This window comes from Microbacterium jepli (assembly GCF_047237905.1).
Taxonomy (GTDB): Bacteria; Actinomycetota; Actinomycetes; order Actinomycetales; family Microbacteriaceae; genus Microbacterium.
Map to the genome: position 1 here is coordinate 2,685,674 of NZ_JBDFLW010000005.1, position 19,158 is coordinate 2,704,831.

The window sequence follows — 19,158 nt, forward strand, 5'->3', positions numbered from 1 at the left end:
TCAGCCCCCCGGAGCGGGCGTCGGTGTCGGGGGGTGCAGCGTCTGCTGCATGTACTGCTGGATGAACGCGAAGTCCGGCTCGTACTCGTCCACCAGCGGCGGGCTCAGCTCGACCGTCGTGACGGGCTGCGACTTCGCCTTGAGAGCGAGGTCGACGAGCGTCGGCGCGATCAGCCCCTGGGGCAGGTCGGTCTCGACGATGGCGGTGCCGGCGGCCGCGACATCCTGGAAGCGCGCGAGGACGTTCTGCGGCGTGAACTGCGCAAGGATCGCCTGCTGCAGCTGACGCTGGCGCTTCATGCGGTCGAAGTCGTCGGTCGTGTAGCGCGATCGCGCGTACCACTGGGCGGTGTCGCCGTCCATGTGCTGCGCCCCGGGCTCGATCCACCCCGACGCCCACTCCTCGGCCGACTGGCCGGGGTAGGCGGGACCACCGCCTTCGGGAAGACGCTGCTCGACGGTGACGTCGACGCCGCCGAGCGCATCGACGAGCGCCGCGAAGCCGTGCATGTCGATGAAGACGTAATACGGGATCTGGATGCCGAGGATGCCTTCTGCGGCGTCCTTGGTCGCCTCGACCGCGGGCGTCGAGCCGTTGGCCACCGCGTCGGGGTAGAGCTTGGTGCCGTCCTGGCAGACCTCGACCTCGGTGCGCAGCTGGTTGATTCCGCTGCCCCACCCGCAGCGGGCGTCCGCGTGACCCTTGTGTCCGTCGGGGTACTGGTCCTGCATCGGACCGGGGGCGAAGGGGAAGCCCGGCATGTCGCGCGGGATGCCCGTGATGGTCACCGCGCCCGTGTCCGCGTTGATGGAGACGACGGAGATGCTGTCGTAGCGCATCGAGTCGCGGCCCTCGCCGCTGTCGGCGCCCAGCATGAGGATGTTGTAGTAGCCGTCCGACGGCGGCACCACGGGGGCGGATGCGCCGAAGAGGTCGGCGAACGAGTCGCGCACGGCGCCGGCCACACTCGCGGCGTATGCCGCTCCGCTGGAGGCGCCGACGAGCAGCAGCACCGAGACGACGGCGATGCCGAAGCGGGCGAGCGATCCCGTGCGGACGAGACGGACGAGGCGGAGGGTGTCGATCGTGAGGAAGCCCCACAGCACCGCGTAGCCGATCAGCGCCGCCTGCACGATCGTGAGCGGCAGCCAGCGGAACCAGGCGAGCCAGTCGGGGATCCACGCGCCGACCGCGACGCTGACGCCGACCGCCGGCCAGAGCATCATCGTGACGCCGCCGAGGATGAGGATGACCCACATCGCGAGCGTCGCGCCGAGACCGAAGCGGCCGAGCCGCCGATTGCCGGCGAGCACCTGGGCCGAACCCGGGAGCAGGAAGTTGAGGAGGATCAGCCACCACCCGCGGCGCGTCATGACGGCGCGCGAGGACGCGTCGGGATAGCGCAGGGGACGCTCTTCGAGGAACGAGGAGGACGTGGCGGCCACGCGCGGCGCGGACGTCAGCGGCGGGTGGGTGACGCTCACAGGGACTCCTTGAGGCGGGCGTTCTTCTGCTCGACCTGCGCCTCGAGGTCGGCGGCGTACGCCTCCACCCGGTCGGCGAGGGCGGGGTCGGAGGCTGCGAGGATCCGCACGGCGAGGAGGCCGGCGTTCTTCGCGCCGTTGATGGAGACGGTCGCGACCGGGATGCCGGCGGGCATCTGCACGATACTGAGCAGCGAATCCAGACCGTCGAGCGTCGCGAGCTGCACGGGCACGCCGATGACGGGGAGGGCCGTGACGGACGCGAGCATCCCGGGGAGGTGAGCGGCCCCGCCGGCGCCGGCGATGACGGTGCGGATGCCGCGGCCCCGGGCCTCGCGACCGTACCGGATCAGCTTGTCGGGCGTGCGATGCGCGGAGACGACCTCCACCTCGTGCGGGATGCCGAAGTCCGTGAGCACCTGCGAGGCATCGCTCATGACGCGCCAGTCGGAATCGGAGCCCATCACCACGCCGACCGAAGGCGAGTCGGAGGCGTGCAGCGGCTGATCGTTCTCGGGCGCAGTCACCCGGCAAGGCTAAGCCGGGTCGCTGGAAGAACCCCGCAACGGCACGCACCCGCTCAGCCGTTCCGGGCCGCCGGCGGCGTTTCGCGCGCCGGCTCAGTCCTGGAAGAACGACGCGGCGGCGCGGGCGCGGTAGACGACGTCGTCGAGGTCATCGCCCGTCGCGTTGACGTGCCCCACCTTGCGACCCGGGCGCGGCGCCTTGCCGTAGGTGTGGATCTTCACCTCGGGGCAGTCGTCCATCGCGGCGGCGAAGCGGTCCTCCAGAGATCCGGACGTCGGTCCGCCGAGGATGTTCACCATCGCCGACCACGGCGCCCGCGGCGTCGTGTCGCCCAGCGGCAGGTCGAGGACCGCGCGCAGGTGCTGCTCGAACTGGCCGGTGACCGCGCCGTCCTGCGACCAGTGGCCGCTGTTGTGCGGACGCATCGCCAGCTCGTTCACCAGCACGCGGTCGTCGGTCGTCTCGAAGAGCTCGACCGCCAGCATCCCCTCGACTCCCAGGCCTTCGGCGATCGCGACACCGAGCGCGGCGGTCACCTCGGTCAGCCGCTCCCCGGCGCGAGGGGCGGGTGCGATGACCTCGGCGCACACGCCGTCGCGCTGCACCGTCTCGACGACCGGGTACGTGCGCACCTGACCGGACGGCCGCCGGGCGACCTGCTGCGCCAGCTCGCGGCGGAAGTCGACGAGCTCCTCCACGAGCAGCTCCCCGCCGTGCGCATCCTCGGCGAGCGCCGCGAACCAGTCGTCGGCCTCGGTCGCCGCCGACACGACGCGGACGCCCTTGCCGTCGTAGCCGCCGCGCGGCGTCTTGACGACCGCGCGACCGCCGTGATCGTCGAGGAACCGCTGCAGCTGAGCGGTGCCGGACACGGCCGCCCAGTCCGGCTGCGGCATCCCGAGCTCCGCCAGGCGGGTGCGCATGACGATCTTGTCCTGCGCGTGGCGCAGCGCCGACGGGCCGGGACGCACCGCGACCCCGGCGTCGACGAGCGCGGTCAGCACGTCCTGCGGCACGTGCTCGTGGTCGAACGTGATCACGTCGACGTCGCGCGCGAAGGCGAGCACGACGCCCGCGTCGCGATAGTCACCGACGGCCGTGGCCGCCAGAGCGGCCGACATCCCCTCGTCCTCGGCGAGCACGCGCAGGTCGACGCCGAGCTCGACGGCGGGGGCGATCATCATGCGGGCGAGCTGCCCGCCTCCGACGACTCCGATACGCAGGGTCATGGTGAGGTTCCTTCCGACTCCCCCATCCTCCCGCAACGCCCGCTCTGCGCGCGACGCACCGGCGACGGCGCGGAGCCGGTGCGGATCGGAGGCCGACGACTCAGGAGGGCAGCGGGGGCGGCGGACCGGGATACGCCTGCGAATCGCGGTGCGCCAGGATCTGGTTGACCTCGACCTGGTCGGCCAGCACCTCGTGCACCAGCTGCACGCTGGGGATGTCGGTGAGGCGCATCGGCACGTCGACGCCGTTCGAAAGGGTGAGGGTGCCCGCGCCCCACAGACGCTGGCCGAGACCGCGGCGCTCCTGGATGCTGTAGCCCCGCACATGGGACAGCTCGCGCGAATGGCGCCCGAAGATCCCCGAGCGCTCGATGACCCTGCGGGTCGTCACGGTGAAGGTGTGCCCTGCCCAGGACAGGAACGGCAGCACGACCAGCAGCAGCACGACGAGGCCCGCCGCAGCCAGCAGCATCCAGTCCTCGAACGGGGCGGGGAGGTTGCCGAGGAAGTAGCCGACCGCGCCCGCCACGGCGATCAGGACGATCGCGCACCAGACCAGTCGCCGGGCATGACGGCGGAAGCGCGCGATGCGCAGCTCCGGGGTCGGCGCTCCCGGCGCGGGCATCTGTGGACGCCCCGCATACGGCGTCGGCTGAGTCACCCCTCCATCATGGGCCCGGGCGTCGAGCAGACCCGTCCCCCACGCCACGGAACGCCACGGAACGATGCGAACCGTCGTGAAGCGGCCGGTGTCAGCGAACGTGGACGACGTCGCCCGCGGCGACCGCCGTCTCGTCTCCGTCCACGTCGACCACGAGGCGCCCGTCGCCGTCGATGCGCACGGCGCGTCCCTCCAGCGACGAGCCGTCCGGCAGAGCGACCCGCACATCGGACCCGACGGTGGTACAGAGCGTCGAGATCTCCGCATGGACTCCGGATGCCGCGGCATCCCCTCCCGCGGAGGCGAGAGCCGAGAGCTGCTCGTCGAGGGCGCGGAGGTAGTCCGCCAGCAGGCGGTCCTCGTCGACGTCCAGCCCGACGGCGGCGAAGGAGGTCGCCGTCTCGACCGGCAGGTCGACGGCCGTCATCGTCGTGTTCACGCCGGAGCCGATGACGACGATGTCGGGGTGCGCGTTGACGGCCTCGGCCAGGATGCCGCTGACCTTCGCGCCGTCCAGCAGCACGTCGTTCGGCCATTTCAGGCCGGCGGAGTGGCTGGTGCCGCGCAGCTGGGCGGCGACCGCGCGCGTCATCGCCGCACCGGCGATCAGCGGGATCCACCCCCGGGCGGCGACCGGCAGCGCATCAACCCGCACCGCGACCGAGACGGCGAGCGCGGTCTCGGGCGGAGCGGTCCAGCTGCGGTCCAGGCGCCCCCGGCCGGCACGCTGGTCCCGGGTCAGCAGCAGCGAGAGGTGCGGCCACGCGTCGGCGTCGGCGGTGACGGCTGCGACCACGTCGGCGTTGGTGGAGTCGGTGCGCTCGGTGACCTGGACGCGGGGGCTGACGGCGGCTGCGAGGGGGTACCCCTCGGAGGGGATCGGCATGCCCACACCCTATGGCGAGACCGTTGGACGCGGCATCCGATGAACACATTCCACAGTGGATGTCGCGGCCCCTTGTACGCACTCTCCAACCGGCCCGCGGGCCTGCTCGCTAGGGTGGAATCCGTGACCGATCAGCCCGACCTCTTCACCACCGCCGGAAAGATCGCCGACCTCAGGGAGCGCTACGCCGACGCCGTCGTGCGCGCCGAGGAGAGCGCTCAGGCCAAGCAGCACGCGAAGGGCAAGGGAACGGCGCGCGAGCGCATCGTCCAGCTCGTCGACCCCGGCAGCTTCGTCGAGCTCGACGAGTACGTGCGCCACCGCACCACCGCCTTCGGCATGGACCGCTCCCGCCCCTACGGCGACTCGGTGGTCACGGGCGTCGGCACCATCCACGGGCGCACGGTGGCGGTCTACTCGCAGGACTTCTCGACCTTCGGCGGCTCGCTCGGCGAGGTCGCCGGCGACAAGATCATCAAGGTCATGGAGTTCGCCCTCCGCGGCGGGATGCCCTGCATCGGCATCCTCGACTCCGGCGGAGCCCGCATCCAGGAGGGTGTGGTCGCGCTCGGCAAGTACGGCGAGATCTTCCGCCTGAACACGCAGGCGTCCGGCGTCATCCCGCAGATCTCGATCATCATGGGACCCGCCGCCGGTGGGGCCGTCTACTCCCCCGCCCTCACCGACTTCGTGATCATGGTCGACAAGACCAGCCAGATGTTCGTCACCGGCCCCGACGTCATCAAGACGGTCACCGGCGAGGACGTCGGCATGGAGGAGCTGGGCGGCGCCTACACGCACAACACCCGCTCCGGCGTCGCGCACTACCTCGCGGAGGACGAGGAGGACGCGCTCGACTACGCACGCACCCTCGTCGGCTTCCTCCCCGACAACAACATGGCCGAGCTCCCGGTCTACGAGTCGGCATTCGAGTTCGAGACGACCGACGCCGACCGCACGCTGAACACGCTGATCCCGGATTCGCCGAACCAGCCGTACGACATCCACACGGTCATCTCGCACATCGTCGACCAGGGCGACTTCCTCGAGGTGCAGCCTCTCTTCGCGCCGAACATCGTCATCGGCTTCGGCCGCGTCGAGGGCCGCACGGTCGGCATCATCGCGAATCAGCCGTCGCAGATGGCCGGCACGCTCAACATCCAGGCGGGCGAGAAGGCCAGCCGCTTCGTGCGGTTCTGCGACGCGTTCTCGGTGCCGATCCTCACCCTCGTCGACGTGCCGGGCTACCTGCCGGGCACCGACCAGGAGTGGGAGGGCGTCATCCGTCGCGGCGCCAAGCTGCTCTACGCCTACGCCGAGGCGACGGTGCCCCTGGTCACGGTCATCCTGCGCAAGGCGTACGGCGGCGCGTACATCGTGATGGGCTCCAAGCAGCTCGGCGCCGACATCAACCTCGCGTGGCCGACTGCCGAGATCGCCGTCATGGGCGGTCAGGGCGCGGTGAACATCCTCTACCGCGGCGAGATCCGGAAGGCCGAGGAGGCCGGCGAGGACGTCGCGGCCGTCCGCACGCGCCTGGCGAACCAGTACACCTACGACGTCGCCTCGCCGTTCCTCGCGGCCGAGCGCGGCGAGCTGGACGGCATCATCGAGCCCGCGCAGACGCGCGTCTCAATCGCCAAGGCCCTGCGCGCCCTCCGCGGCAAGCGTGCGAGCCTGCCGCCGAAGAAGCACGGGAACATCCCGCTGTGATCGAGGACGAGGGATCGGATGCTGCGGCCACAGCGGACGCGATCGTGCCGCTGTCGATCGACGTCCGGCGCGGCAGTCCGTCGCCGGAGGAGCTCGCCGCACTCGTGGCGGTCGTGAGCGAGGCCTACGCGATGGAGGCTGCCGCGGCGACGGCGTCGGACGCCGCATCGGGAGACGCTTGGAGGGCCTCACAGCGCGGGCTCCGCGCCCCGCTGCGACGCGACGTCGGATGGGCTCGCAGCGGCTGGTGACGCGTCGCCGTCGTTGGCGGCGGTGTCCCCCAAAATACCTACAGACGCACCCTCAGGCGTCGACACATACTTATGGAGCTGGAACGCCTCTGGCGTTCGGCCGGTCCGCTCGACTGCAGGGTAGTCGGGCCCGGGCTCGGCCAGTGCGAACGGTTTTCGGGTAACCGTTCGCTAGGCGAGGGGCGGGCGGCTTCGCCGCCCCTCGCCTCCTCCCACTCCGCTGACGTCTCGCGGACGAGATCGGTCAGCGCGCGCGTCTTCACGGAGCGCGCGCCGCGGTCGTCATCGCGGAGTGCGCCGCCGTCGTGACGTGCGGGTGCGCATCGCGGCCCTCCTGTACGAGAGGCCGTGCGGCGCCGCCCCTGTCAGCGGGCGCGGGCGTGACGCAGCTGCACGATCGACAGCGCCGTGATGGCGATGCCGGCCACGAGCATGACCCAGCCCAGCACGGGCTCATTGCTCCAGCCGACGCCCCAGACCCCGACCCCCACCATGACCACGGACAGCACCAGCCCGTACGTGAGGTAGACGAGGTAGCGGCCCTGGCTCATCTGCGGTCGTGTCTCCATGACGGAAACCTAGCGATCCTCGGTCGAGGGCGACGCAGAGCGGGCGCCCTTCGTCGCCATGCCGTCGCTCGACGACCGCCGCACGCGCTGGCGGTCGTCAGGCCCCCGGGACGGGGTGCATGATCTCCTGCCACAGCTCGACGTCCTCGGACCCGCCGTCGGCGGAGCGGCCCACGACCGTGACCGCGATGCTCTCGTGCGGCGAGGTCCGGATGATGACGCGATCCGACCTCGATGTGCGCAGCGTCTCGGCGAGCTCGCGGCGGATGAGCTCGAGGGACGCCTCCGGAGCATCGTCCAGTCCGCCTTCGTCGAGCACCGTGACCGTCGCGCCCCGTCGGCGTGCCGCGTCGATGCCGTCGCGCACCGCGTCGTCGAGCAGGCGGGGGCCGCGCAGCTCGTCACGGAGGCGTCCCTCGGCGATGCGCGCCTCCAGCCGCTCCTCCTCGCTGAGGTGACCGCCCGACGCGACCGCCTCGGTCAGCACGGGACCGGCGACGGCGAGCGCCCGCTGCACCTGCACCCGTCGCTCGCGCTGTCGCACGGTCTGGGAGGCCTGCCATCCGGAGGTGGCGCGCTGCAGCGTCGTCAGGCGACGGGTGTCACGCGCGGCGCGGTCGAGGGAGAGGACCATGAGCTGCGCGACGACCACCCAGATGTACGACCCGATCAGCCCCTTCAACCACGGCTGAACGGGCCCCATCCACGCCATGACTCCCACAGTCAGGATGATCATGCCGGTCCAGGCGACCCAGGGGCGACGCCGCGACATCACGATGGTCATGATGGCGCCGACGCCACCAAGGATCCACGTGTAGTACGACGCGAGGCGCTCGTCCGGTCCGACGGCGAAGGCCATCGCCGTCGGCAGGATGGCCGCCGTCGCGAGCGCCAGCGCGCACGCCCACGGATGTAGAGCGTCGCCGCCGCTCCCGGCCTCCGTCTCCGTCTCCGTCTCCTCGGCCATTGTGGCCGTCGGAGCCCTCCACAGCAGGCAGAGAAGCGCGGTGGCGAGGAAGAGAGTCAGGGCGGCGAGGGCGAGCGAGTTCGGCGGCGTGGGGGCGCCCACCCACCACAGGGCGCGCAGGGCGAAGTAGGCGATGAAGGCGACACCCAGGCCGACGAGGACGGAACGGACGCTTCTCATTGCTCCGGATGTCCCCACTCGAGCGTGATGGTGGTGCCGGATGCGTCGGAGACGATGTCCGTCGACCCGCCGATCGCGGCTACGCGGGCGATGATGGACGCGCGGATGCCGAGGCGGTCGTCGGGCACCTTTGCGAAGTCGAAACCGGCGCCGGTGTCGCGGACGGCGATGCGCACCACCGCGGGCGTGTCCGTCGCCGACACCGAGACGGAGAGTCCGCGCCCCCCCGCGTGCTGGACGGCGTTGGCGACGCCCTGGGTGGCCGCGAGCGCGAGGGCGCGCGCCACGCGTCCCGGGATGGGCGGCGCCGCCGGGGCGATGGAGCGTGCGACCGCGAGGCGCACGCCGAGCTCGCTTGCCTCCCGCTCGATGTCGTCCGCGACCGAGTCGATCGGACGCGGAGCATCGCTGCCCTCGCCGGAGTCCTGCTCGGCGTTGGCGAGGCGGGTGAGCGCCTCGCGCGACATCGCCGCGGCCAGCGTCCGCTCTCGCGGCGTCGTCGCGCGCTCGACGGCGATGAGCGCCGCCAGCACGCTGTCGTGCATGAGCGCGGCGACCGCGAACCGCTCCTGCTCGGAGGCGGCGGAGGCCGCGGCATCCGCGTAGGCGTCGACCGCGCGAGCCCGCGTGCCGTCGACGTTCGACGCGAGTGAGCGGAACACCCACCCGAGCGCCATCAGCACGCCACCGAGCATCAGCGTGAAGGAGACATCGAGCGCCAGGTCCACCGTGAAGGCGCTGTCGAAGTCGACCTGGATCAGGCGGACGAGGCCCCAGAGCAGCGGGATCGCGATGGTCCATGCGAGCTGGAGGGCCAGCGGGAATGCGAGGACCGCGGCGAGCGTCGAGATGTTGACGAAGAGGTAGATCCAGGGAACCGTGCCCGGCGTCGGCATGGAGCCGGCGGCCGCCAGCGGCCAGAGAACCAGGGCGATGACGTAGGCGACAGCGAAGACTCCTGCCGCCGTGCGCACGAACCGGCCGAAGAGGCAGGCGGCGATCATCGCAGCCAAGGGCAGGAACGTCAGCAGGAGGAGGGGAAGCTTCCACTCAGGCTGCTCTTCCGCACTGCTGAAGACTCCGGCGACGGCTTGCCCGCCCAGGATCGTGGAGCCGAGCGCGGCGGCGTAGCCGATGATGCGCTCGATGCGCTGCCGGGTGAACGACCCGAGCCCCACGGTGGTGTCGCGGGTCTGGGAGATGTGCCCCCAGGCCTCGTCGAGGACGGCGCGGTCGGTGTCAGCCGCCACTGCTGTCCTCCGGCGACACGATGCCGTCCTCCATGGCGCGGCGCAGCAGGTCGACCTTCGTCGGAGCCGGGCGGCCGACCTCGACGTACTTCAGCCGGACGCGGGTGATGTTCTCCTTGGCGGTGGAGTACGCGACGCCGAGCCGATCGGCGACCACCTTCAGCGGAAGCCCGGCGGCGTACAGCCGGAGCACCTCCCGTTCGCGTGCCGACAGCTGGGCGTCCGCGAACTCCCGGTCGCCCTCGACGGCGCTGGCCCACTCGACGTTGTCGAGCAGCTCGCCCTGCGCCACCGTGCGGATGGCCGCGGCGACATCGCCGATGGGCGAGGACTTGCTCACCACGCCCGCCGCCCCCGCGGCGATCGCTTCGCGCACCGCGGCGGGGCGGTCGGCGATGGAGTGGATGATGACGCTCGATCCCTCGGCCACAAGGCGGCTGACGTTCTCGGTGACGGTGGAGCCGTCGCCGAGGGTGAGGTCCAGCACCACGACGTCGGCGGGGCGGGACCGCGTGGACTCGCGCCACTCGACGTACTCCGCCACACCGGCGCCGGAGAAGACGACGTCGTTGCCCGATCGTGCGCATGCGGCCTCGAGCCCGAGCCGCACGGACTCGTGGTCGTCGATCAGCGCCACCCGTGTCATCGGGCCAGCCTAGAGGGCGTGAGGGCGGCGACCGCCTCGACATGGTGCGAGTGCGGGAAGAGGTCGATGGCGCGCACGGCTCCGTCCACGACGTACCCCCGGTCGGCGAACGTCGCGAGGTCGCGGGCCAGCGCGACCGGGTCGCAGGCGACGTAGACGATGCGGGCCGGGTCGAGCTCGGCGATCGCCTCGACGACATCCGCTCCCGCACCCGCCCGCGGCGGGTCGAGCACGACCACTCCGCGCGTCAGACGCGAGCGCTCCGCCGCCGACGCGTCCGCGAGGAGTCGCTGGAGGTAGCGGTCCACGCGGGCGGTCTCGGCGCGGGCGCCGACCCAGTCGGCCAGGTTCTCGCCGGCGTGCTCCGTGGCCCGGGCGTCGGACTCGACCGATGTGACCCGGGTTCCCGGGCCGCCGGCATCCCCGATCGCGGCGGCGAGCATGCCGACGCCGCCGTAGAGGTCCAGGTGTGCGGCATCGCCGTCGACGGTGCCGGCGAGCGCGTCCGTCACGGCGCGGGTGAGGGAGGACGCCGACAGGCGGTGCACCTGCCAGAAGCCGGCCGCGTCGACGCGGAACTCGCGGTCGCCCACCCGCTCGATGACGACCTCGCGCGCTGAGCGCTCGTCCGCGGGACGCGCGGTGGGACGCCGACGTCCGCGCACCGGACGGTCGGAGTCGGGGCGGGCGACGGTGCGCACCCTGCCGTCGGCGGGCTGCACGAAGTCGATGCGACCCCGGGTGCCGGAGATGTGCCGCGCGGCCTCCTCGATGGCCGCGGTGGCCAGCGGCTGGTCCTCGACGGGCACCACCCGGTGGCTGCGGGCGGCGTACGGTCCGATGCGCCCGTCGGCGTCGACGTGCAGGCTGACGCGGGTCCGCCACCGCGTGGCATCTGGAGACTCCTGAGCCACGACGGCACCCTCGGCGTCGACGACCGGCAGGGCCCCCTCCATCGTCGCGGGCACGTCCACCCGGCCGATGCGGGTGAGTGCGTCCTGCAGCACCTCGAGCTTCAGCGTCCGCTGGTGATCGAGCGCGATGTGTCCGAAGTCCGCACCCCCCGGGCGATCCTCCGGCGGAACGCCGATGTCGGCCTGACGCCACACGTGCGCGCGACGGTGGGGCGAGGCATCCAGGACCTCGAGGGCCTCGGCGCGCCAGAATGACGCCTTGCCCACGTCCGTCAGGCGTGCACGGATGCGCTCCCCCGGGATCGCGTCCGGCACGAACACGACGCGGCCGCGCCCCTGGTCGGCGTCCCCTACCGGCAGCCGGGCGATGAAGACGCCGCCGTGGGCGACATCGGTGATGTCGAGGTCAAGAACGTCTCCGCTGTCCACGGGTCCGAGCATCCCACACCCCGCCCACCGGTCGACCCGGTGGGCGACGGTAGCGTGGCCGCATGCGCGTCTGCCTGGCCTCCACCTCCCCCGCCCGACTGATGCTGCTGAGGCAGGCCGGCATCGAGCCGGAGACGATGTCGCCGCTCGTCGACGAGGAGGCGGTCATCGCCGAGGTCGAGGCCGCCTCGGGCCGGCTCGACCCCGACGCGCACGTGCTGCTGCTCGCGGAGCGGAAGGCGGAGGATGTCGCGGCCCGCCTCGCCGCGGACGATCCGGGCTTCGACGGCATCGTCATCGGGGGCGACTCGATGTTCGCGCTCGGCGACGAGATCCTCGGCAAGCCGCTCCTGCCGGACGTCGCCGTCGCGCGGTGGACGGACATGCGCGGACGCACCGGCGTGCTGCATTCCGGACACAGCGTGATCCGGCTCACTCCGGGGGCGGCTCCCACGCGCGCACATGCGGTGGCCGCGGCATCCGTCTCCTTCGCCGCCGACGTCACCGACGACGAGATCGCCGCGTACGTCGCCACCGGCGAGCCGCTGCAGGTCGCCGGAGCCTTCACGGTCGACAGCCTCGGCGGCGCGTTCATCGAGCGCGTCGAGGGCGATCCGTCCACGGTCGTCGGGATGTCGCTGTCCACGCTCCGGCGCCTGGTGCGCGAGCTCGGCGTGGACTGGCCGGCCCTGTGGAACCGGATCTGAGAGGCGCGCCGACGTTGTCGTAGGAATCCCACGTTTCTCGTCGGTTCTTGTAGGAACCGCTCAAAAACGTTCCGGACGGGGTCGATAGGCTGACATCCATGCCTGAGATCGCCAAGGTGCTCATCGCGAACCGCGGCGAGATCGCCGTTCGTGTCATCCGCGCCGCGAGGGACTCCGGACGCGCGTCCGTGGCCGTCTACGCCGACCAGGACCGCGACGCGATGCACACACGGCTCGCGGACGAGTCGTACGCCCTCGAGGGGTCGACCAGCGCAGAGACCTACCTCTCGATCGACAAGATCCTCTCCGTCGCCCGGCGCTCCGGCGCCGACGCGGTGCACCCGGGCTACGGCTTCCTCGCTGAGAACGCCGACTTCGCTCGCGCGGTCATCGCCGCCGGCCTGACTTGGATCGGGCCCTCGCCCGAGGCCATCGAGGCGCTCGGCGACAAGGTCACCGCCCGTCACGTCGCCGAGAAGGTGGGCGCGCCGCTCGCCCCGGGCACCCCTGGTCCCGTCGACGGCGCCGACGAGGTCGTGGCCTTCGCCGAGGAGTTCGGCCTGCCGATCGCCATCAAGGCCGCCTACGGCGGCGGCGGACGCGGTCTCAAGGTGGCGCGCACCATCGAGGAGATCCCCGAGCTGTTCGAGTCGGCGACCCGCGAGGCGATCGCCGCCTTCGGCCGCGGCGAGTGCTTCGTCGAGAAGTACCTCGACAAGCCGCGTCACGTCGAGACCCAGTGCCTGGCGGATGCCGCGGGCACGGTCGTCGTCGTGTCCACCCGCGACTGCTCGCTGCAGCGCCGCCACCAGAAGCTCGTCGAGGAGGCGCCCGCCCCGTTCCTCACCGAGGAGCAGAACCGACTCCTCTACGAGTCGTCGAAGGCCATCCTGAAGGAGGTCGGCTACGTCGGCGCGGGAACGTGCGAATTCCTCATCGGCGCCGACGGCACCGTGTCGTTCCTCGAGGTCAACACGCGCCTGCAGGTCGAGCACCCCGTCTCCGAGGAGGTGACGGGCATCGACCTCGTGCGCGAGCAGTTCCGCATCGCCGAGGGCGGCACGCTCGACTACGACGACCCCGAGCCGGTCGGACACTCCATCGAGTTCCGCATCAACGGCGAGGACCCGGGGCGCGGCTTCCTTCCGCAGCCCGGCACCATCAACGTGTTCAAGACCTTCGGCGGCCCCGGCGTGCGTCTGGACTCGGGCGTCACCGCCGGCGACAGCGTCAGCGGTGCCTTTGACTCCCTGCTCGGCAAGATCATCGTCAGCGGCCGTGACCGCGCGGAGGCGCTGGAGCGCTCCCGCCGTGCACTCGACGAGTTCGAGGTCTCGGGCATGCCCACCGTGCTGCCCTTCCACCGCAAGGTCGTCAGCGACCCCGCCTTCACGGCCGAGGACGGCCGGTTCGGGGTGTTCACCCGCTGGATCGAGACCGAGTTCGTCAACGACATCCCGCCGTGGGACGGTGAGGCCGGAGTCCCGAAGGCCGACGAGACACGTCACACCGTCGTCGTGGAGGTCTCGGGCAAGCGTCTCGAGGTCAGCCTTCCCGACCGCATTGTGGCCGCGCCCTCGGCCGTCGGCCGCCCCGCGGCGGTCCCGCCGTCGCGCCGCTCGCACGCGACGACCGTCATGGCCGGCGCCTCGGGAGACGCCGTCGCGTCGCCGATGCAGGCCACCGTCGTGAAGCTCGCCGTCGAGGAGGGCCAGCAGGTCGTCAAGGGCGACCTCGTCGTCGTGCTCGAGGCCATGAAGATGGAGCAGCCGATCCAGGCCCACAAGGACGGCGTCGTCGGCGCCGTCAACGCGACGCCCGGCGCCACCGTGTCCGCAGGGCACGCGCTCCTGACGATCTCCTAGCCGTCCGCCGGCGGGCGATCCGCCGCGACCGACCGCGTCGGCGACCCCGCGGCCGCAGGCTCACGGACGCCGACCGGTTCAGCCGCGGGCGGCGTCCGAGTGGTCGACGGAGTGCATCGAGCGCATCGCGTCGGTGATGCTGCCGGTGAGGGACGGGTACACCGCGAACACGCGCGACACTTGATCCACCGTCATCCGTCGCTCCACGGCGATGCCGAGCGGGTAGATGAGCTCCGAGGCGCGGGGGGCGACGATGACACCGCCGATGACGGTGCCGCTGCCCTTGCGCGCGATCACCTTCACGAAGCCGTCGCGGATGCCCATCATCTTCGCGCGCGGGTTGGCCGCGAGCGGCAGCTTCTTCACGACACCGTCGATGAGGCCGTCCTCGATGTCCTTCTCCTGCCAGCCCACGGTGGCGATCTCGGGGGCGGTGAAGATGTTCGACGCGATCCGGCGGCGCTCCAGCGGGATGACCACGTCGCCGAGCGCGTGGAACACCGCCGTGCGACCCTGCATCGAGGCGACCGAAGCGAGCGGGACGAATGTGGTGCAGTCGCCGGCGGCGTACACGTTGGGCACGGAGGTGCGCGCGACGCGGTTGACCTGGATGTGACCGGAGTCGGTCATCTGCACGCCCGCCTCCTCGAGTCCCAGGCCGGCGGTGTTGGGGATGGAGCCGACCGCGAGCAGGCAGTGGCTGCCCTCGACGACCTGGCCGCCGGACAACGTCACGGTCACTCCGTCGCCGGTGTTGACGACCGACTCGGCGCGGGACTTCGACAGGACGGTCATGCCGCCGCGCTTGAAGACCTTCTCGAGCACCGCCGCGGCGTCCTTGTCCTCGCCCGGGAGCACCTGGTCACGGCTGGAGATCAGCGTGACCTTCGCGCCGAGGTTCATGTACGCCGAGGCGAACTCGGCACCCGTCACGCCCGAGCCCACGACGATGAGGTGCGCCGGCAGCGCCTTCATGTCGTACAGCTGGGTCCACGTGAAGATGCGCTGGCCGTCGGGGCGGGCCGAGGGCAGCTCGCGGGGCGACGATCCCGTCGCGATGACCAGGGTGTCCGCCTCGACGCGGTCGAAGTCGGTGCCGTCGGGGCCGGTCGAGACGATGACGCCGCGATCGCTGTCCAGTCGGCCATGACCGGAGATGATGCGCACCCCCGCCTCGACGAGCGAGGCGCGCATGTCGTCGGACTGCTGGCGCGCCAGCGAGAGCAGGCGCTTGTTGACGGCGGCGAGGTTGATGGCGATCTCGGGGCGCAGCGGGCGCCCGTCATCGCCCTTCGCGAAGAACTGCACGCCGAGGTCGGTCGCCTCGGAAACGGCGACGGCGGCATCCGCGGTGGCGATGAGCGACTTCGACGGGACCACGTCGGTGATGACCGCGGATCCGCCGATGCCGACCCGCTCGATCAGGGTCACGTCGGCCCCGAGCTGCGCCCCCGCGATCGCCGCCTCGTATCCCCCCGGTCCGCCGCCGATGATGGCGACGCTCTGGCTGCTCTCGAAGCTCAACGACATGTCTCCCATTCTCCCCTGCCGGGGCGGACCACCGCACATCGCGGGGCCGGACGAGGCGCAGGATGCTGCGGGCCGGGCGGGCTGCGGCATCCGTCTCCTGGCCTCGCCGACGCCGTGTTCCTAGAGTGGGGTCCATGTCACACGACCCCCACCCCCTTGACGACCCCGCCGCCGACCCGTTCGCCGTCGCCGCCGACGCCGCCGCGGACATCGCCCGCCTGACCGGCGTGGAGCGCCATGACATCGCCCTCACGCTCGGCAGCGGCTGGGGACGCGCCGCAGAGCTCATCGGCGAGACGGTCGCCACCATCCCGGCCACCGAGGTCGCCGGCTTCAGCGCGCCGGCGCTGGCCGGACACGTGGGCTCGCTCCGCAGCATCCTGACGCCGTCCGGCCGCCGCGTGCTGGTCATCGGCGCGCGCACGCACTACTACGAGGGACACGGCGTGCGCCGGGTCGTCCATAGCGTGCGGACCGCCGCGGCCACCGGCGCCACGATCATGGTGCTCACCAACGGCGCGGGCGGCATCCGGGAGACGTGGACCCCCGGGCAGCCGGTGCTCATCAGCGACCACATCAACCTGACCGCCGACTCCCCGCTCGAAGGCGCCACCTTCATCGACCTGACCGACCTCTACTCGTCGCGCCTGCGCGCGATCGCCCGCGAGGTCGACCCGACGCTCGACGAGGGCGTCTACACGCAGTTCCGCGGCCCGCACTACGAGACGCCGGCCGAGGTGCAGATGGCCAAGGCGATCGGAGGCCACATCGTCGGCATGTCCACGGCTCTCGAGGCGATCGCCGCGCGACAGGCCGGCATGGAGGTCCTCGGCTTCTCGCTCATCACAAATCTCGCCGCCGGCATCCAGAAGACGCCGCTGAGCCACGAGGAGGTGCTCGAGGCCGGACGCACCGCCGAGCCCGTCATCTCCGACCTGCTGGCCCGCGTGATCGGCCGCCTGTGAGCGAGGACGCAGTCGCCGCCGCCGATGCCGATCGGCAGGATCCCGCGCCCGAGCACGTGGAGGTGCCGGGCGACGGCTCGGTCCTGGATCGCGCACGGGCCTGGCTCGCGCAGGACCCCGATCCCGACACCCGCGACGAGCTGACCGACCTGCTCGAGCGCACCGGGAACGGGGATGCCGCGGCATCCGCCGATCTGGACGACCGCTTCTCCGCGCGCCTGGCGTTCGGCACGGCCGGCCTTCGCGGGAAGCTGGGCGCCGGCAGCAATCGCATGAACCGGGTGCTCGTCGCCCAGGCCGCCGCCGGACTCGCGGCGTACGTCCGCGGCCGGTCGGACGCGGAGACCCCGAGCGTCGTCATCGGCTACGACGGGCGGCGCAACTCCGACGTCTTCGCCCGCGATTCGGCGGAGATCTTCGCCGGCGCGGGTCTGCGCGCGATCCTCCTCCCGCGCCTGCTCCCCACCCCCGTCCTCGCCTTCGCCGTCCGGCACCTCGGCGCCGACGCCGGCGTGATGGTCACCGCCAGCCACAATCCGCCGAACGACAACGGCTACAAGGTCTACCTCGGCGGCCCCGACGACGGCTCGCAGATCGTCGCCCCCGCCGACGCGGAGATCGCCGCGCGCATCCAGGAGGTCGCCGACAGCGGCACCGTGGGCGAGCTGCCCCGCTCGCTCGGCTTCGAGATCGCGCCCGAGTCGGTCGTCGACGCGTACGTCGAGGCCACCGCCGCGGTCGCTCCGGCGCCCGAGGGCGCCGCGGGCCTGACGTGGGTCTACACGGCCATGCACGGCGTGGGGTGGGAGACGTTCGCGCGGATCCTGGACGCCGCGGGCTACCCGCACCCGACGGTGGTCGACGCCCAGATCTCGCCCGACGGCAGATTCCCGACGGTCTCGTTCCCCAATCCGGAAGAGCCGGGTGCGATGGACCTCTCCTTCGAGACGGCCCGTGCGGCGGGCGCCGAGCTCGTCATCGCGAACGACCCCGACGCCGACCGCCTCGCCGTCGCGATCCCGGACGACACCTCGGATGGCGGCTGGCGGCGGCTCACCGGCAACGAGGTCGGCCTGCTCCTCGGCGCCCGCGCCGCGCGGCGGGCCGAGGGCACGCACGCATCGCTCGCCTCGTCGCTCGTGTCCTCCCCCGGCCTGCAGACCGTCGCCGAGCATCACGGCCTCGACTTCCACGCGACCCTGACGGGCTTCAAGTGGATCTCGCGTGCGCCGGGCATGGTCTACGGCTTCGAGGAGGCCCTCGGGTACCTCGTGAACCCCGAGACCGTGCGCGACAAGGACGGGATCTCCGCCGCGGTGGCGCTCCTCGGTCTGGCCGCGGAGGCCCGCGGACGCGGCGCCGGCGTCGGCGACCTGCTGCGGGAGTTCGCCGAGACCTACGGCTTCTTCGACAGCGACCAGATCTCGGTGCGCGTCGAGGACGTCTCGGTGATCGCCCGGATCATGGCCGCGCTGCGAGATCGGCACCCCGAGCGCATCGGCGAGGTCGATGTCGACCGCGTCGACGACCTGCTCGACGGCTTCGCGGACCTTCCCCCCGGCGACGTGCTGCGCCTGTGGCTCTCCGACGGCTCGCGCGTGATCGTCCGTCCGAGCGGCACGGAGCCCAAGCTCAAGCTCTACCTCGACGTGCGCGGCGACTCGGTCGACGACGCCCGCGCACGCATCACCGCGCTGGCCGCCGGCGCGCGGGCGCTGCTGGCCGACCTGAGCTGACGCCGGGCCGCGGCAGCCGTCCGGAGCGACGGATGCCGCGGCCTAGGCTCGACGCGTGGAACTCATCACGCCGGTCACCCTCGAGAACGCCCACGTCCGGCTGGAGCCGCTGAGCATGGAGCACGCCGACGATCTCGCTGCGGCCTGCGAGGGCCTGGAGTACGCCTGGTACACCTCCGTCCCCCGGCCCGACGGGGTCGCCGAGGAGATCGCGATGCGCCTCGAACTGCGCGACCAGGGCACCATGAACCCGTGGGCCGTGCGCCGGGTCGCGACGGGGAAGGTGGTCGGGATGACGACGTTCTGCGGCATCGATCAGCCGAACCGCCACGTCGAGGTCGGCTACACCTGGCTCGGCCGCGACGTGCAGGGCACCGAGGTGAATCCGGCGATGAAGCTCCTGTCCCTCGGGCACGCCTTCGAGGCGTGCGAGGCCATCGCGGTCGAGCTTCGCACGCACTGGCACAACCGGCAGTCGCGCGCGGCGATCGCGCGTCTCGGCGCGAAGCAGGACGGCGTGCTGCGCAGCCATCGCCTCGGGCCGGACGGCACTCTGCGCGACACGGTGGTCTTCTCGATCATCGCGGCGGAGTGGCCGGCCGTGCGCCTGGGGCTGTCGGAGCGGCTGCGCGGTCGCTGAGCCGGCG

General features: G+C 72.0%; 18 protein-coding genes. 7 read left to right on the forward strand and 11 right to left on the reverse strand.

What is annotated here, in order from left to right; translation table 11 throughout:
* The 5 genes from ABC304_RS16995 to ABC304_RS17015 form a co-directional block, all read right to left on the reverse strand.
* Positions 1–1,485 (reverse strand): LCP family protein, encoded by a 1,485-nt coding sequence (locus ABC304_RS16995; protein ID WP_412932591.1) that lies wholly within the window; start codon positions 1,483–1,485, stop codon positions 1–3.
* On the reverse strand, positions 1,482–1,949 hold the full coding sequence (gene purE, locus ABC304_RS17000) for a 5-(carboxyamino)imidazole ribonucleotide mutase (RefSeq protein ID WP_412932991.1): 468 nt from the start codon (positions 1,947–1,949) through the stop codon (positions 1,482–1,484). The genes ABC304_RS16995 and purE overlap by 4 nt, the downstream gene beginning before the upstream one ends.
* A gap of 156 nt (positions 1,950–2,105) precedes the next feature.
* Complete coding sequence (locus ABC304_RS17005; protein WP_412932593.1) at positions 2,106–3,242, reverse strand: 5-(carboxyamino)imidazole ribonucleotide synthase; 1,137 nt, start codon at positions 3,240–3,242, stop codon at positions 2,106–2,108.
* A 100-nt stretch (positions 3,243–3,342) separates the two neighbouring features.
* Positions 3,343–3,903 carry a PH domain-containing protein gene (locus ABC304_RS17010; RefSeq protein WP_412932595.1) on the reverse strand — a complete coding sequence of 187 codons (561 nt, stop codon included), beginning with the start codon at positions 3,901–3,903 and terminating at the stop codon, positions 3,343–3,345.
* A gap of 91 nt (positions 3,904–3,994) precedes the next feature.
* Positions 3,995–4,789, reverse strand: coding sequence for a biotin--[acetyl-CoA-carboxylase] ligase (locus ABC304_RS17015; RefSeq protein ID WP_412932597.1), 795 nt, complete (start codon positions 4,787–4,789; stop codon positions 3,995–3,997).
* 123 nt (positions 4,790–4,912) lie between these two features.
* Between ABC304_RS17015 and ABC304_RS17020 the strand changes: the two genes are divergently transcribed.
* Together ABC304_RS17020 and ABC304_RS17025 are read left to right on the forward strand one after the other, a co-directional pair.
* Complete coding sequence (locus ABC304_RS17020; RefSeq protein ID WP_412932598.1) at positions 4,913–6,502, forward strand: acyl-CoA carboxylase subunit beta; 1,590 nt, start codon at positions 4,913–4,915, stop codon at positions 6,500–6,502.
* Positions 6,499–6,753, forward strand: a complete 255-nt coding sequence (locus ABC304_RS17025; protein ID WP_412932599.1) for an acyl-CoA carboxylase subunit epsilon — start codon at positions 6,499–6,501, stop codon at positions 6,751–6,753. Before ABC304_RS17020 ends, ABC304_RS17025 begins: the two co-directional genes overlap by 4 nt.
* Before the next feature lie 365 nt (positions 6,754–7,118).
* Here the strand turns inward: ABC304_RS17025 and ABC304_RS17030 are convergent, their stop codons facing one another.
* The 5 genes from ABC304_RS17030 to ABC304_RS17050 all read right to left on the reverse strand — a co-directional run bounded on the left by ABC304_RS17030 (position 7,119) and on the right by ABC304_RS17050 (position 11,708).
* The gene (locus tag ABC304_RS17030; RefSeq protein ID WP_412932601.1) at positions 7,119–7,322 is read right to left on the reverse strand and encodes a hypothetical protein; all 204 of its coding nucleotides are present in this window, start codon (positions 7,320–7,322) and stop codon (positions 7,119–7,121) included.
* 97 nt (positions 7,323–7,419) lie between these two features.
* Positions 7,420–8,469 (reverse strand): hypothetical protein, encoded by a 1,050-nt coding sequence (locus ABC304_RS17035; protein ID WP_412932603.1) that lies wholly within the window; start codon positions 8,467–8,469, stop codon positions 7,420–7,422.
* Positions 8,466–9,719 carry a sensor histidine kinase gene (locus ABC304_RS17040; protein ID WP_412932605.1) on the reverse strand — a complete coding sequence of 418 codons (1,254 nt, stop codon included), beginning with the start codon at positions 9,717–9,719 and terminating at the stop codon, positions 8,466–8,468. Before ABC304_RS17040 ends, ABC304_RS17035 begins: the two co-directional genes overlap by 4 nt.
* Positions 9,709–10,365 carry a response regulator gene (locus ABC304_RS17045; RefSeq protein WP_412932607.1) on the reverse strand — a complete coding sequence of 219 codons (657 nt, stop codon included), beginning with the start codon at positions 10,363–10,365 and terminating at the stop codon, positions 9,709–9,711. Before ABC304_RS17045 ends, ABC304_RS17040 begins: the two co-directional genes overlap by 11 nt.
* Entirely contained in the window at positions 10,362–11,708 is a 1,347-nt protein-coding gene (locus tag ABC304_RS17050) for a class I SAM-dependent RNA methyltransferase (RefSeq protein WP_412932609.1), read from the reverse strand. The genes ABC304_RS17045 and ABC304_RS17050 overlap by 4 nt, the downstream gene beginning before the upstream one ends.
* A 62-nt stretch (positions 11,709–11,770) precedes the next feature.
* Between ABC304_RS17050 and ABC304_RS17055 the strand changes: the two genes are divergently transcribed.
* Positions 11,771–12,415 carry a Maf family protein gene (locus tag ABC304_RS17055; RefSeq protein ID WP_412932611.1) on the forward strand — a complete coding sequence of 215 codons (645 nt, stop codon included), beginning with the start codon at positions 11,771–11,773 and terminating at the stop codon, positions 12,413–12,415.
* A gap of 98 nt (positions 12,416–12,513) precedes the next feature.
* Positions 12,514–14,280, forward strand: coding sequence for an acetyl/propionyl/methylcrotonyl-CoA carboxylase subunit alpha (locus ABC304_RS17060; RefSeq protein ID WP_412932613.1), 1,767 nt, complete (start codon positions 12,514–12,516; stop codon positions 14,278–14,280).
* A 78-nt stretch (positions 14,281–14,358) separates the two neighbouring features.
* Here ABC304_RS17060 and ABC304_RS17065 read toward each other — a convergent pair whose 3' ends face one another.
* Positions 14,359–15,810: an NAD(P)H-quinone dehydrogenase gene (locus ABC304_RS17065; RefSeq protein ID WP_412932615.1), complete on the reverse strand. Its 1,452-nt coding sequence runs from the start codon at positions 15,808–15,810 to the stop codon at positions 14,359–14,361.
* Positions 15,811–15,944: 134 nt separating this feature from the next.
* Between ABC304_RS17065 and ABC304_RS17070 the strand changes: the two genes are divergently transcribed.
* The 3 genes from ABC304_RS17070 (at position 15,945) to ABC304_RS17080 (ending at position 19,151) form a co-directional block, all read left to right on the forward strand.
* Positions 15,945–16,775, forward strand: coding sequence for a purine-nucleoside phosphorylase (locus tag ABC304_RS17070; protein WP_412932617.1), 831 nt, complete (start codon positions 15,945–15,947; stop codon positions 16,773–16,775).
* A 62-nt stretch (positions 16,776–16,837) separates the two neighbouring features.
* Complete coding sequence (locus ABC304_RS17075; RefSeq protein ID WP_412932993.1) at positions 16,838–18,511, forward strand: phospho-sugar mutase; 1,674 nt, start codon at positions 16,838–16,840, stop codon at positions 18,509–18,511.
* 55 nt (positions 18,512–18,566) lie between these two features.
* Entirely contained in the window at positions 18,567–19,151 is a 585-nt protein-coding gene (locus tag ABC304_RS17080) for a GNAT family N-acetyltransferase (RefSeq protein WP_412932618.1), read from the forward strand.
* Positions 19,152–19,158 lie beyond the last annotated feature (7 nt).